General features: G+C 70.7%; 9 protein-coding genes. 5 read left to right on the forward strand and 4 right to left on the reverse strand.

Annotated features, from left to right (window positions below; translation table 11 throughout):
* The first annotated feature begins 6 nt into the window (after window positions 1–6).
* From ABG085_RS04210 to ABG085_RS04225, 4 genes are all read left to right on the forward strand, one after another.
* A complete protein-coding gene (locus ABG085_RS04210; protein WP_347978175.1) occupies window positions 7–1,248 on the forward strand; it encodes a family 1 glycosylhydrolase in 1,242 nt (413 codons plus the stop codon).
* 265 nt (window positions 1,249–1,513) lie between these two features.
* Window positions 1,514–2,239, forward strand: coding sequence for a histidine phosphatase family protein (locus ABG085_RS04215; RefSeq protein WP_347978176.1), 726 nt, complete (start codon window positions 1,514–1,516; stop codon window positions 2,237–2,239).
* Window positions 2,223–3,065, forward strand: coding sequence for an ADP/ATP-dependent (S)-NAD(P)H-hydrate dehydratase (locus tag ABG085_RS04220; protein ID WP_347978177.1), 843 nt, complete (start codon window positions 2,223–2,225; stop codon window positions 3,063–3,065). The genes ABG085_RS04215 and ABG085_RS04220 overlap by 17 nt, the downstream gene beginning before the upstream one ends.
* Before the next feature lie 150 nt (window positions 3,066–3,215).
* Window positions 3,216–4,244, forward strand: coding sequence for an NADPH:quinone reductase (locus tag ABG085_RS04225; protein WP_347978178.1), 1,029 nt, complete (start codon window positions 3,216–3,218; stop codon window positions 4,242–4,244).
* 131 nt (window positions 4,245–4,375) lie between these two features.
* On the opposite strand, the gene ABG085_RS04230 is transcribed toward ABG085_RS04225, so the two are convergent.
* Both ABG085_RS04230 and ABG085_RS04235 read right to left on the reverse strand, forming a co-directional pair.
* A complete protein-coding gene (locus ABG085_RS04230; protein WP_347978179.1) occupies window positions 4,376–5,245 on the reverse strand; it encodes an aminoglycoside phosphotransferase family protein in 870 nt (289 codons plus the stop codon).
* Between the two features lie 140 nt (window positions 5,246–5,385).
* Window positions 5,386–8,271 carry an AAA family ATPase gene (locus ABG085_RS04235; RefSeq protein WP_347978180.1) on the reverse strand — a complete coding sequence of 962 codons (2,886 nt, stop codon included), beginning with the start codon at window positions 8,269–8,271 and terminating at the stop codon, window positions 5,386–5,388.
* 174 nt (window positions 8,272–8,445) lie between these two features.
* On the opposite strand from ABG085_RS04235, the gene ABG085_RS04240 reads away from it, so the two are divergent.
* Window positions 8,446–12,297, forward strand: coding sequence for a S8 family serine peptidase (locus ABG085_RS04240; protein ID WP_347978181.1), 3,852 nt, complete (start codon window positions 8,446–8,448; stop codon window positions 12,295–12,297).
* A gap of 64 nt (window positions 12,298–12,361) precedes the next feature.
* Here the strand turns inward: ABG085_RS04240 and ABG085_RS04245 are convergent, their stop codons facing one another.
* Together ABG085_RS04245 and ABG085_RS04250 are read right to left on the reverse strand one after the other, a co-directional pair.
* Window positions 12,362–13,699, reverse strand: coding sequence for a hypothetical protein (locus ABG085_RS04245; RefSeq protein ID WP_347978182.1), 1,338 nt, complete (start codon window positions 13,697–13,699; stop codon window positions 12,362–12,364).
* A complete protein-coding gene (locus ABG085_RS04250) occupies window positions 13,654–14,604 on the reverse strand; it encodes a helix-turn-helix domain-containing protein (RefSeq protein ID WP_347978183.1) in 951 nt (316 codons plus the stop codon). Before ABG085_RS04250 ends, ABG085_RS04245 begins: the two co-directional genes overlap by 46 nt.
* Between the last annotated feature and the right edge of the window lie 127 nt (window positions 14,605–14,731).

The following is a 14,731-nucleotide window of genomic DNA, read 5'->3' on the forward strand; positions in this document are numbered from 1 at the left end:
TGCGGCGTGAACGACGTCCCCTGGTACACCGACGGGCGCCTGCGCTACGGCGTGGGCATTGAAGACACCTTCATTCCTCAGGAGGCCGTCGGCCACCGCAAGCTCGACCTGTACGAACTCACCCAGCACTACGCCCACTGGCGCGAGGACCTCGAACTCGTCGCCGAGAGCGGAGCGGAGTTCGTGCGGTGGGGCATCCCGTGGTATCTCGTCGAGCCGCGGCCGGGTGAGTTCGACTGGTCGTGGATCGACCAGGTCGCCGAGAAGATGCGGGAGCTCGGGCTGCGGTGCATCGTCGACCTGATGCACTACGGCACGCCGCTGTGGCTCGACAACTCGTTCCTGAACGCGTCGTACCCCGAGCGCGTGGCGTCGTACGGGCGCGCCGTCGCAGAGCGCTACCGCGACACGTGGACCGACTTCACACCGCTGAACGAGCCCGCCGTGAATGCCGAGTGGTGCGGGCAGAACGGCTCGTGGCCGCCGTACCTTCGCGGGCAGGACGGCTTCGTCAAGGTGCTGATCCCGCTCGCGCGCGGCATGGTGCGCACCCAGCAGGAGATCGCCGCCGTCCATCCCGAGGCCACCTTCGTCCATGTCGACGCCGGCTTCCTCTACGACGGCGACACCTCACCCGAACCCCGGGCTGTGTTGGACGAGCGTCGATTCCTGGCGCTCGATCTGGTGACGGGACGCATCGACGACACCTCGCCGCTTCGGGACTGGCTCGCGCGTCACGGAGTGACCGACGGCGACCTGCAGTGGTTCCGTGACAACGCGGTGCATCCCGACGTGATCGGCGTCAACTACTATCCGCACTTCACGAAGGTCCGGCTCGAGCAGGGCACGTCCACGCCCGTGCGGGCGGGCACCGACGGGCTGCGTGAGCTGATCGAGCTGTATTCGGCCCGCTACGACGCGCCCCTCGCCCTGACCGAGACCTCCCTGGTCGGCACTACGGAGGAGAAGATCGCGTGGCTGCAGGAGTCGACCGCTGTGGTCGAGGCGATGCGCGGCGAGGGGCATCGCATCATCGGGTACACCTGGTTCCCCTTCTTCACGATGGTCGACTGGCTGTACCGGTTCGATCAGAAGGAGCCCGACGAGTGGTTCCTGCGGTTCGGGCTCGTGGATCTGGTGCGCGGCGCTGATCGAGGACTTCAGCGCGTCAAGAACCAGGCATTCGAGGTCTTCCGTGACCTGGCGGCCGGCAAGGTCGACGGGGTCCAGCAGCGCGACGTCGCCTGACCGGCGGGCGCCCGAGTGTCTTCGCTTCAGGCGATGGGCTGTGTTCGCGAGAAACGTGCGCGGGGCGACCTCTGGCCGCCGAGCGGGGGAGCGCAGCGCTCGAACAGGTGACGGCGCGCGTCGAGCCGCCACGATGCGCAGCGGACGCGGCGCCGCCCGCGCCGCTCCGACAGGCCAAAGCACGCGCCCGCACCACGCGCACACGCGGCCGAGGCGCCCGTGTCAACCGGGTGCCTCGGGCCGGCGTTCTCCCTAGCCTGAGGTGATGGCGCTCAGAGAACTCTGGTTGGTCCGGCACGGGGAGAGCATCGGCAACGTCGCCGCGACGAGATCCGAGATCGAAGGACTCGAGGTCATTCCCCTCGATGAGCGCGATGCCGACGTTCCGCTCTCCGACACCGGCCGCGAGCAGGCGGCGGCGCTCGGTGACTGGCTGCAGAGGCGGCGGGCGACGATCGACGCCTACTGGGCATCGCCGTATCTCCGTGCCCGCGAGACGTTGGAACTCGCCCTCGGCGTCTCGGGAGGCGGCGCGACGGTGTTCGTGGACGAGCGTCTGCGCGACCGCGAGCTCGGCATCCTGGATCTCCTCACCTGGACGGGTGTGGCGCGCCGCCACCCCGAGGAGATGGCGCGGCGCAAGCACCTCGGCAAGTTCTATCACCGCCCGCCCGGCGGGGAATCATGGGCCGACGTCGCCCTGCGGCTGCGCTCCTTCCTGCGCGAGGCCCTCGAGGGCTCGGATGAGAGCGTCATGATGGTGGCGCACGACGCGGTGGTGATGCTGCTCCTGTACGTGCTGCTGCCACTTCGTGAAGACGAGCTGCTGGCGTTCGCCAGTGACCACACCGTGCTCAACGCGTCGGTCACCCACCTGGTTCGCGGCGAGCGCGGCTGGGAGCTCGTCGAGTTCTCCGACGTGACGCACCTCCAGCGAGAGGACGCGGATGTCACCGCCCACCCGGGGAGCCCCGATGTCGAGCCGGCCTGAGCGCGTCACCGAGTCGCTCCTCCGCGGCTGGGGTCTGCCCGACCCCGGCGACTCCAAGAAGTCGCGCGGAGACGTCGTGGTGGTCGGCGGCTCGCGCACATCGCCGGGCGCGGTGCTCCTGGCGGGCGAGGCCGCGCTTCGCGTCGGGGCCGGACGTGTGGCGCTCGCCGTGCCGCAGTCGATCGACGCCCACGTCGGCATCGCGCTCCCCGAAGCCGGCATCCTCGCCCTTCCGGATGACGCGGACGATCCTCTCGACGGCGAGGTGCGCGAGCAGCTGGAGTCGGCGGATGCCGTCCTCGTCGGACCCGGATTCTCCGACGCCGCGGAGACCCGCGCCACGCTGCTCGCCGTCGCGGCGGTGGGTCCGCAGCTTCTCGTGCTCGACGCGTTCGCCCTCGGCGTGCTCGGCGACGTGGATCGCAGCGCTCTGCCGGCGCAGCTCCTCCTCAATCCCAACAAGGAGGAGGCCGGCATCCTGCTGGGACGCGACCTCGACGACCACGAAGACGACGTGCGCGAGATCGCGCGGCGTTTCGACGCGGTGGTGAACTGCTACGGCGTGGTCGCGGATCCGGACGGCCGCACGTGGCGCGTCGACGAGGGCGACGCCGGCCTGGCGACGTCGGGGAGCGGCGACGTGCTCGCCGGCGCGATCGTCGGCTTCGCCGCGCGGGGACTGGAGCCGTCGTCGAGGGCAGCGGTCTGGGCCGCGTGGACCCACGCCCGCGCGGGCCGGCTGCTGGGCGCGCGCCTCGGACTGGGGTTCCTCGCGCGGGAACTGGCGCGGGAGCTTCCGGTCGCCGTAGGCGAGGTGGGGGTCTGACGACGGCGGATGCCGGGGTCTGTCGTGGTTGCTGGAGCCGCTGCTGCTCAGCCGCTGTTGCTCGCTGCGCGGTGCGGGCGCAGCTGTCTCACCCGGGGCGTCCCGACCCGAAGGGAAATGCGCGCAGCGACAGACGCGTTGGCCTCTCGCATGCGCTCGATCGTCTACTCCCGCACCGGCAGTCCCTCCGTCCTCTCGCTCGAGGAGCGTGAGCTCGGCGATCCAGGACCCGGCGAGGTGCGCGTCAAGGTCGCGGTCTCGGGCGTCAACCCGACGGACTGGAAGGCGCGCGCGGGAGGCGGAGCGAAGCCCGCGTTCGATGAGGTCGTGCCGAACCAGGACGGCGCCGGCGTGGTCGACGCGGTCGGCGAAGGCGTGAGCGGCCTCGCGGTCGGCGACCACGTGTGGCTGTACCTCGCGCAGCACCAGCGCCCCACCGGTACAGCGCAGGAGTACACGGTGGTTCCTGCGCACCGCGCGGTGAAGCTGCCCGACGGCGTCGGCTTCGATGTCGGAGCAAGCCTCGGTGTGCCCGCGATGACGGCGCATCGGGCGCTCACCGTCCACGAGTTCGGGCCGGCGCGCCTGTCGCCCGGGTCGCTCGACGGACGCGTCGTGCTGGTCGCCGGCGGAGCAGGTGCCGTCGGTCACGCCGCCATCCAGCTCGCGGTCTGGGCGGGCGCGACCGTCATCGCGACGATCTCGAGCGACGAGAAGGCGGCGTTGGCGCGCTCCGCGGGCGCCCACCACATCGTGAACTACCGCGACGACGATGCCGCTGACCAGATCGCGGCGCTCGCACCCGGCGGCGTCGACCACATCGTGGAGGTGTCGATCGCGCAGAACGCCGGCCTCGACGGGCAGGTCGTCGCCAACCACGGCTCGATCGCGTACTACGCCGACAACGGCGGAGAGGAAGCCACCATCCCGGTGCGACCGACCTTCGCCAAGAACGTGCGCATGCAGGGACTGCTGCTGTACACGGTCGGCGAAGCCGCCTTGTCAGCCGCCGTCGAGGACATCACGGCGGCGCTGCACGACGGTGCGCTTCCCGTCGGTGAGGCGGCCGGACTGCCGCTGATCTGGTTCCCCCTCGACGAGACGGCGAACGCCCACGACGCCGTCGAGAAGGGCGCCGTCGGCAAGGTGCTGGTCGACGTCTCCGGCGAGAGCGACTGACCGGACGCCCGACGCGCCGAGAGCGCTCTCCTCCGCGCCACGAGCGGCGGACCCCTACTGTGGGCTCTGTGCGGGAGAGCGGGGCTGAGCCCGCACCTCGGGCCGTTCCGCTCGTCCCAGGTCCACCGACGTCATCGCGCCAAGCGGTGGTCTTCGAGCACCGCGTCGATCGTTCGCCGCGCCCTGCGTGCCTCGCTCTCGGGTGAATGCGATCCCGCGAAACGGGCGGCGACGATCAACGCCTTCCAGATCGCCCAGCCGCGGGCTCGTGCCCAGGTGTCGGCGTCGAGCGCGCGGTGGTCCCGAAACGCCTCGCGTGCGTCGCCACGGAACGTCGCGATGCCGATCACGAGATCGCAGGCAGGGTCGCCGATGCCCGAGGTGCCGAAGTCGATGACCGCCGCGAGCCGGCCGTCGTCGTCGACCAGCAGGTTGCCCTCGCTGACGTCGCCGTGGAACCACACCGGCGGGCCCTGCCATCGACTGGAGGTCGCGGCATCCCACACCTCGTACGCCCCGCGGGTGTCGATGCTGTCGCCGAGCTCCTCGATGGCATGGAACGTCTCCGCTTCGTAGACCGACGGCGAGTCGCCGCGCGAGAAGTTGTGCGCGCCCGGCAGCGGTCCTCCCGCGGCGTCGGCGCGCTGCAGCGCCGCAAGGAAGTCGCCCAGATCCGATGCGAACTGCACGTCATCGGCGATGAGGTCACTCGACGGCGGGCGCCCGGGCAGCCAGCGATACACCGACCACGGAAGCGGGAATCGCTCTGTGGACCGCCCGATCGCCACCGGCTGGGGGATCGCCACGGGCACATACGGCGCGAGCACCGGCAACCACTGCTGCTCCTTCTCGACCTGCAGCACGTAGGCCGAACTGCTCGGCAGCCGCACGCTCAGGTCGTCGCCGAGCCGGAACGTGCGATTGTCCCACCCGCCGGGAACCACCTGGGTGATCGGAAGCGCACTCCATCGGGGGAACTGCTCGGCGATCAGGGTCGCCACCAGCTCGACGTCGATCGTGGTGTTGTGAATCGTCCTGCTCCTCGCGGTCGGGGCCGCAAGCCTCGCATCGGCGGAAGCCGCGGCAAGCTGATCAGCGGTGATCGTCGTGCACCAGCGTGGCATCGGGCACCGACGCGGTGTCAGCCGCCGGCTTGCGCCTCGAGGACGTCTGCGTCGAGCTCGTCGCGTGAGCGCAGCCCGAGCTTGCGAAGCGCGTTCGACATGTGCGTCTCGACGGTGCGCTGTGACAGGAACATCTCGGCGGCGATCTCGCGGTTCGTCCGTCCTGCGGCCGCTCGCCCGACGACCTCGCGCTCTCGTCGCGACAGATCGTTGCCGTGTGCCGGGCGCCCGCCGCGCCACGGGTAGGGCACGGGAACGCCGTGGCGACGCATCGTCCGCGTGACCCGGGCGATGTCCTGCCGTGCCGACAGGCGGCCGTACGCGGTGAGTGCCTCGGTGAGCAGCCGCGGACCGTCGGCCGCACCACGGGCGCAACGCCAGTCGCCCAGCCGCTCGGTCGCCTGCGCGGTCATCTGGATCAGACCTGCCGCGTGCGCCATCGTGCGCGCGCCGGACATCCGCTGCTCGGCAGCCTCGCCGTCACCGTCGAGCTGCGCGATGAGGGCTTCGCACATGGTCACCGCCACGGAGATGGCCGGGGCTTCGACCTGACGGACGTGCGCGCCGATCGCCGTCACCCGGTCACGGACGTCGTCCGTTCTGCCCAGCTCCGTGGCGGCATCCACCAGGCACACGAGAGCGTCGGCCGCCCAGGTCCACATCCCCTTCCGCTGGATCTGGTCGAGAGCCGCCTCGGCCGCGTCGAACCCGCCGCGTGCATCGCCGAGGATCAGCCGAAGCCGGGCGAGCGCGGCACGTGCGGGAATCAACGGCCACGCGGCACCCACCGTCTCGCACTCGCGGATGAGCGCCGTCAGACGCGCGGCCGCCTCCACGGTGCTGCCGAGAGAGCCCAGCATGAGGCAGTGCAGGTACTCGGCTTCGAATGATGCGGCGCCGAACCCGAACGCGCGTGAGGCCAGCTCCTGGGTGCGTTCCGCAAGACCGTCCCACCGGCCGGCGGCGTGGTCCATCATGGCGCAGACGAGTTCGTACACCTCCAGGAGCCGGGCCGACCCCGACCGCTCCGCGATCGATCGACCCTCGCTCAGCAGCTCGTCGGCGCGGCTCACGTATCCGATGTGGAGCGCACCCTGGGCCCAGTTGATGGCCGCTCGTGCGTGCTCTCGCGGCTGGGTGAGAAGGACCGTGTCGTGACGGGCGGCGTCGATCAGCTGCCAGGCGTACGGATCGCCCTGCTCCAGGAGGAGGGAAGCCCGCGCGATGCGCACCCCGAGTTCGACGTCCGGTGAACCGGCTCGGCTCGCCGCCTGCTCGGCCTGCAGGGATCGCGCGAGATGCACCTCGAGCGGCACGTCGACGACGGTCTCGGGGGCAGCCAGCACCGCCAGCGCGCGCGCCTGCAGATCGGGCCGGTCGTAGAGGTCGTCGATCGCACGCTCGATCTCGCCGTAGCCGTCGCGGGCGAAGCCCTGCTGGCGGTACAGCCGGCCGAGGGCGAAGCGGAGTTCGCCGCGAGCCGCCTGCGTCAGCTGCTGGCTGTCCAGGAGCCGGGTGAGGATCGGGGCGGCTTCGGCGTGAGCGAGTCCGTCGACAGCCACTCGCCCGAGTTTCGTCGCGATGCGCACGCGGTCGTCGAGCGAGAGGGCGGCCATGTCGGCGGTCGCCTCGCGCAGGAACTCGGCGGCCGCCGCCTCGTTCCCGTGGCGCACGGCCTCGTCGGCCGCCGCCTCCGCCCAGCGCACGAACTCCCTGACCCGGTCGGCGCGCTGGTAGTGGTGTGCGATCCGGGCCGAGAGCATCGGATCCTGTCGGTGCTCCAGCACCTCGGCGACGCGTGCGTGCCACCATTGGCGCGTCGGCAGCGGCGTCGCGTCGTAGATGATCTGCTGGGCGAGCACGTGGCGGAAGCGGATGCGGCCATCCTGATCGTGGAGCAGCCCTGCCGCGTGCGCCGATGTGAGAGCAGTCGCCACCTGCCGGGCGTCGTGCTCCGTGACCTCCGCCAGGAGGGCGGGATCGATGGAGAGCTCGATCACGGCTGCCGCAGCGATCACTTCCCGGGCTGTCGCGTCGAGGGTGGTGAGCCGCTGCACGACGACATCGCGGAGCGCAGTGGAGACCGACAGGGCGGCGAGCGCGTCCGGGTGGCTGGGGATCTCCGCGGCGGGGAGGCGCGCCAGCAGGGTACGGAGGACTTCTTCGACGACGAAGGGCACACCGCCGGTGACGTCGTACAGCCCGGCAGCGATCGGATCCGGCACATCGATGCCCAGCAGATGACGGGAGAGCTCGCCGACCTCGGCGACGTCGAGCGGCGCGAGCCGGACGCTCCGGGTGCGGCCGGCGGGTGCCCGGGCGAACGCCTCACCGACAGGAGTGGTTCCGAGATCCGTGCGACTGGTGACGATGATCGTGAGCTTCGCCGGCTGGTGAGCGACGAGATACGTCAGGAAGTCGAAGGTGACGGTGTCGGCCCAGTGCAGATCCTCGAGCACCAGGACCGCAGGCGACACATGCTCGAGCAGCTCCGTCGCCGCACGGAAGATCTGGTGCCGTGCCTCCCGCTGATCCGCCGGTCGCTCCGGCGGAGCCGGCAGGCGATCGGCGATCTCCGGCACCAGCGGAGCCAGGCTGCCCACGATCGGGCTCAGCCCCTCGATCTCGATGAGGTCGCCGTGATGCTGGAATGCGTCGAGCACCGGACCCAGCGGGAACGGGTCGTGAAGCTGCTGACAGTGGCCGACCAGCACTGCGGAGGTGCCTGACACGGCGGTGAGGAGTTCACGGACCAGTCGGCTCTTGCCGATGCCTGCTTCACCCTGGATGACGATCAGGGCGGGAGGAGCCGCAACAGCAGCCGTCAGCGCGGTGAATTCGGTATGACGACCGACCAGCACGGGCGACACCCCGCCGGCGGGTGGAGCGGATTGCTGGGGCATGACTCCCATTCCCTCGGGTGGGGCGCGAGCAAAAGTCAGTGTAGGTCACGGATGCCGGCACCATTCACCCGTCCGTAACCTGCAACGCAACGTGTGAATCGAATCATCCGCGCGCGAGGAGAGACTGTGACCAGATATCTGAGACAACGACAGCGGCGATTCACCCCGCCGCGAGTGACGATCGCGCTGGCAACCGCCGTGGCGCTCGCAGCCACGGCGGCACCGGCCGGCGCGTTCGCTGCGACCGCTCCTGCGGCGCCGGGCGGCGTCTTCACCGCGGCCCCCGTGGAAGACGGCGGCGAGCCCCGCGGCAGCATGGAGGTGACCCGCCCCGAGGATTCCCAGGCCGCCACCCCGGAAGCGGGCGAGCCTCAGACGTATGTCGTCCAGATGGAACTCGCGCCGGCCGTGGCCTACGACGGCGGCGTGGATGGGCTGAAGCCGACGAAGCCCCGTGGCAACGCCAAGATGGATCCGGCCGACCCGGCCGTGGAGGCCTACAGCACCCACCTCAAAGGGCAGCAGCGCGCCGCCCTGGCGAAGGTGAAGGGGAGCGCGCCCTCGTACAGCTACGTCTACAGCTTCAACGGCTTCGCGGCCGAACTCACCCCTGCGCAGGCCGCCGAACTCGAGGCGCAGCCCGACGTGGTGGCGGTGCATCCGGATGAGAAAGTCGAGGCGGACACGTCGTCGACGCCGAGCTTCCTCGGCCTGGACGGCGAGGACGGACTGTGGGGTCAGCTCGGCGGACCCACGGGCGGGAAGAAGTCGCCCGGAGCGGGCGAGGACATCGTCATCGGCGTCATCGACAGCGGCATCTGGCCCGAGGTCGGCAGCTTCTCGGACCGCGACGCGTCGAACAAGCTCGCCTACCAGGGCAAGCCGGAGGGCTTCCGTGGCACGTGCGCGTCGGCCGAGACCGTCGGTGACGACTCGTGGGACGCCAACCTCTGCAACAACAAGCTGGTCACGGCGCAGTACTTCAATGCTGCCTGGGGCGGGAACGAGGGTGTCGCGCAGCAGCTGCCCTGGGAGTTCCTCTCACCCCGCGACTACAACGGCCACGGCACGCACACCGCGTCGACCGCCGGCGGCAACCACGGCATCGACGTGACCGGTCCGGCCGACCCGTTCGGCGAGATCTCCGGCATCGCACCTCGCGCCCGGATCGCGTCGTACAAGGCGCTGTGGTCTGTCGAGGACGGCTCCACCGCGAACGGCTACACCTCCGACATGGTGGCCGCGATCGACAAGGCCGTCGCCGACGGCGTCGATGTCATCAATTACTCGGTGTCGGGATCGAGCACCGACTTCCTCGAGCCCACGGAGGCGGCGTTCCTGAACGCCGCGGCCGCCGGGATCTTCGTCTCGGCATCCGCCGGCAACGACGGCCCCGATGGGGCAACGGTCGCCCACCCCGGGCCCTGGCTCACCACCGTCGCGGCGGGTACCCACGACCGCACGACGACGAGCGCCGTGGTGCTGGGCAACGGCGCGCGCTATGAGGGCGTTTCCCTCAGCGCCTCGGCCGTCGGCCCCGTCCCGCTGATCGCGGGAGCCGCCGCACGCGCCGCCGGTGCCTCGGCCGTATCAGCGGTGCGCTGCTATCCGGCGAGTGCCAACAACGGCAAGCCGGGCCTGGACCCCGCCAAGGTCGCCGGCAAGATCGTGCTCTGCGAGCGCGGGGGCGACATCGCCCGCGTGGACTCTTCGCGTGCGGTGGCCGAAGCGGGCGGCATCGGCATGATCTTCGTGAACGCGTTCGAGAACTCGCTCAACGCCGACTTCCACTCGGTGCCCACGGTGCATCTGCAGGACACGGCCGGGGGTGCGATCAGCGCCTACGCGGCCTCTGCCGGAGCTACCGCGAGCATCGAGAAGGCGGTCATCGCGAACGGGGGCGCTGCGCCCTACACGGCCGGCTTCTCCTCTCGCGGCCCGCTCATCGCCGGCAACGGCGACGTGCTGAAGCCCGACGTGATCGCTCCGGGACAGGACATCCTGGCCGCCGTGGCGCCTCCCGGTCAGGGGGGAATGGACTTCAACCTGATGAGTGGCACGTCGATGGCGGCGCCGCACGTCACGGGCCTCGCCGCGCTGCTGCGGGACCTGCACCCCGACTGGTCGCCGATGGCGATCAAGTCGGCCCTGATGACCACCGGCTCGGACGTCCTGGACGGCGAGTCTTCCAGCGACCCTGACCTCATCTTCAAGCAGGGTGCCGGACACGTGCAGGCGACCAGCGCAGCGGATCCGGGCCTGGTCTACGAGAGCGGTGTCGAGGACTGGCTGGCGTTCCTGTGCGGCTCGACCCGCAACGTGCCGGCCGACACCTGTGACGGCCTAGAGGCGGACGGGCGCTCGCTGGACCCGAGCGACCTCAACTCCCCGTCGATCGGCATCGGTCTCCTCGACGGCACGCAGACCGTCACCCGCACGGTGACCAACGTCGACGACCAGGCCGCCACCTACACGGCCTCGGTCACCGGCCTCGCCGGGGTGGATGCCGACGTCGAGCCGAGCACGCTCACCGTCGCGCCGGGCGAGACCGCGTCGTACTCCGTCACCTTCACGGTCGGCGAAGAGACCCCCGTGTTCGACTACCTCGCCGGGCAGCTCTCCTGGACGGACGGCAGCCACACCGTGAGGTCGCCGATCGTGCTGCGGGCGAAGCAGCCGGGTGACGAGGACTGGTCGGCGCGCTACGACGGCGCCGGCGGGCAGTTCGGCAACTCGACGGATGTCGGCAGCGAGGTTCTCCTGCACCCCGAAGGTGACCGCGTCTACATGAGCGGCTTCGCCCGGCCCCCGTCAGCGGGCGGGCTGGTGGCCGACTTCCTGACCGCCGCGTACGACCCCGAGACCGGGGACGTGCTCTGGGAGGAGCAGTGGGACGCCACCGGCAACGGCGGTGGCGATGAGCCGACCGGCTTCGGGATGAGCCCCGACGGCGAGACCCTGTACGTCGCCGGGACCAGCGGTGGCGATTACCTGACCGCGGCCTACGACGGGGCCACGGGGGAGCGGCGATGGGAGACGCGTCTCGATGGTCCAGGCCAGGAGGGCGACTCGCTCAACGACCTGGTCGTCAGCCCCGACGGAGCGACCGTCTACGTCACCGGGTACCAGAACATGGGCGGGCCGCAGCTCGACTACGCCACCGTGGCGTACGACGCGGCGACCGGTGCACAGCGATGGGTTGCGCGGTACGACGATCCGGTGAGCGGCACGGACGACGCCCGTGGCATCGCGGTGAGCGACGACGGTTCGACCGTGGTGATCACCGGGCAGAGCCAGGGTGAGAACACCGGCCTCACCGACTGGGGCACCGTCGCCTACGACGCCGCCACCGGCGAGCAGCTGTGGGATGTCCTGCGCAACGGCTCCGATGGCATGGTCGACATCGCGCAGAACATCGCCGTCACCGGCGACACCGTGATCGTCGCGGGTGGTCTCGCCAACACCGACCGTCAGAACGATTGGGAGACCGTGGCGTACGACCTGGCGACCGGCGAAGAGCGCTGGGCAGCGGGCTATGGCGAGGCGCTCACGGATACGCCGCAGTCGATCGCCCTCAGCCCCGACGGCAGCACGGTCGTGGTCGCCGGCAACGTGGAAGGCAGTGCCGACATGGACTACGCGACGGTCGCCTACGACGTGGTCAGCGGTGAGCAGCGGTGGGCCGCGCGGTACGACGGCACCGCCCACGGGATGGACGTGGCCTGGGACGTCACGCTGACCGAGGACGGCACGCGCGCAGTCGTCACCGGCGAGTCCGGCAACGTCGACACCGGTTGGGACTACGTCACGATCGCGTACGACATGAGCACCGGCGAGCAGATCTGGTCGGCGGGGTACGACGCGGCCGGAGCCAGCGACGGGGCCAACGGCGTGGCGGTCGACCAGGCCGCAGATGGTTCACGACGCGTGTTCATCACCGGCGCCAGCACCATCCCATTCGGCCCGGCTGGGATGGACAGCAACATCGATGCAGCGACGGTGGCCTACTTCGACCCGTTCGAGTAGCCGGCACGGGCGCGACCGCCGGGAGAGGGATCGTTCCTCGCCCGGCGGTCGCGCCGTTTCCGCGTCATCCCGGAATCGCGTCGAGCGCCGCCCGCACCTCGTCGAGCCATGTGGCGGAGCGGGCTCCGTCACCCAGGGTGAGCGCGGCCGTCAGGTCGGCGCGCGCCGCGTCGACGCGACCGAGCCCGAGCTGCGCCAGGCCACGGTGGCGGTGAGCCGAGGCATGCCCGCTCTGGAACTCTGCCGACGAGCCGATCGCAAGGGCAGCGGATGCCGCGGCGACAGCCTCTTCGTGCCGGTCGAGCTGGAGCAGCCCGTAGGCGATGACCGCGTGGGCGTTGGCCTCCGTCAGGCCGCGGATGCTCGCCGGCAGCTCGTCGCCGACGCGCGCCACGAACTCGAGCAGCTCACGGTGCTCACCGATGGCCGCTTCGGGCTCGTAGCGGCTGCGGATGCTCGCCCCGATCGAACGCGCCTGCAGCTCGCCCTCGACATCCCGGGCCGCGGCGAAATCCTGCACCGCGGCATCCGCATATCGGTGAGCCACGTCAAAATCGCGCACGTTCAGCATGCTCCAGGCGAGGTAGAAGTTCGCCCAGCCGCTCTGCTGCACGTCGCCCGCACGCCGCGCGGCCTGGAGTGCGGCCTCGGCGGTGGCGCGCGCCTGCGCCGGATCGAAGGTCTCGACCAGCTGCGCCCACGCCAGGTAGCCCAGATGCCGCGCCTGCTGCGCCGGGTCGTCGAGCGCCGCGGCCGCCGCCGCGGAGGTGGCGAAGACCTCCTGCCAGCGTCCCCAGGCACGCCAGAGGTCTGAGAACCAGTGCAGCGAGTCGGCGACCGCCAGCACCGTGACATGGTCGCCGCGTGCGGCAGCGGCCTGGTACGCCGAGAACCAGTGCTCGGCCTCGGTGATCAGCCAGGCGCGTGCGTCGTCATTCGACGAGAACGTGAGCCGGCCGTCCACCGCCGGCGCATCGGGCGGTCGCGGCTCGAAGCGCGCGCCCGCGGTGATCGCCGTGGCGAGCAGCCAGTCGCGAAGACGGCGGCGCTCCGCCGAGATCGCCTCAGCCGGCTCCTCCGCGCGGAGTCGGGATGCCGCGTAGAGGCGCAGCAGGTCGTGCAGGCGATAGCGGTCGCCGCGGAGCGTCTCGACCAGACCGAGCGCGGCGAGCCCGTCGAGCAGGTCCTCCGCATCATCCACATCGAGGTCGCCGACCGCGCCCGCGAGCCGCGCGTCGAACGACGGCCCGTCGACCAGCGACAGCCGGCGGAACAGCGTCTGCGAGGGCGCGGCGAGATGCTCGTACGAGAGTCCGAAGGTCGATTCCATGGCGAGGTCGCCGGCCACCAGGGCGCTCAGGCGGCGCTCTTCTCGGCGCAGCCGTCGGAGGAAGTCCTCCACGGTCCACGTCGGCTGGGTCGCCAGACGATTGCCGGCGATGCGGAGCGCGAGCGGGATGTCGTCGCAGAATCCGGCCAGTTCGTCGAGGTCGCCGGTCTGCGCCTGCGCTGCGGGGATGATCCGCCGGAGGAACGCGATGGCCTCCTGCCGGGGCAGGGGACCGATCGTGAGCGCCGGGCCGACTCGAGCCCGGCGAGCGCGCGGCGAGACGTGACCACGATGGTGCCCTTGCCGTCAGAGCTCAGCACGGGCCGGATCTGCGCTTCGTTTGCGGCATCGTCGAGCAGGATGGCGACAGCGGATGCCGCAGCCGCCGTCCGCCATGCCGCCGCGGCCTCGCCCAGCGTCTTGGGCACATCGGGATCACCCGTCAGCTGTCGAAGCAGCGCCTGCAGCACCTGCAGCGGCGTCAGCGGCACGGCGTCGAGCCCGCCGAGATCCACGAACAGCCGGGTGGGCGTCCGCGATGCGCACCGGTGGAGCGCCTCGATGGCGATGGAGGTCTTTCCCACTCCCGGTGCTCCGTGCAGCACCACCGGCGCCGCCAGATCGCCTGTCGCGCCGGTCGGGTCGAGCTGTGCGACGACACTGAGGATCTCGGACTCCCGGCCTGTGAAATCCGCGAGTCGGTGCGGCTCGATGTCGACGGATCGAGCATCCGCCACCGCAGGCTTTCTGCCGGCACGAGCGGACGCGAGGAAGCGCTCGCGTTCGTCATCTTGAAGCTCGAGCGCATCTGCGAGGGCGAGCATCGTGCCGCGGCGGGGCCCGAGACTGATGCCGCGTTCGATGTCGCTGATGGTGCGGTCGCTCACACCCGAGCGTTCGGCGAGCCCTTCGAGGGTGAGGTCTGCGTCACGGCGGTGCTGGCGGAGCAGTTCTTGCAGGGGTATCGCTGAGTTCATCCGTCGGAAGGCGCCGGATGCGAATCTGCGTGAAAACTTCGTGGTGCCTGGCGGGGCGATGGACTCGAATGGGACGTACTGACCACAGTCCGAGGGTCTCAGCGTTGCGCCTCTCTGCCAAATCCCG

Origin of the sequence: Microbacterium sp. ProA8, from assembly GCF_039905635.1 — a bacterium.
Taxonomy (GTDB): domain Bacteria; phylum Actinomycetota; class Actinomycetes; order Actinomycetales; family Microbacteriaceae; genus Microbacterium; species Microbacterium chionoecetis.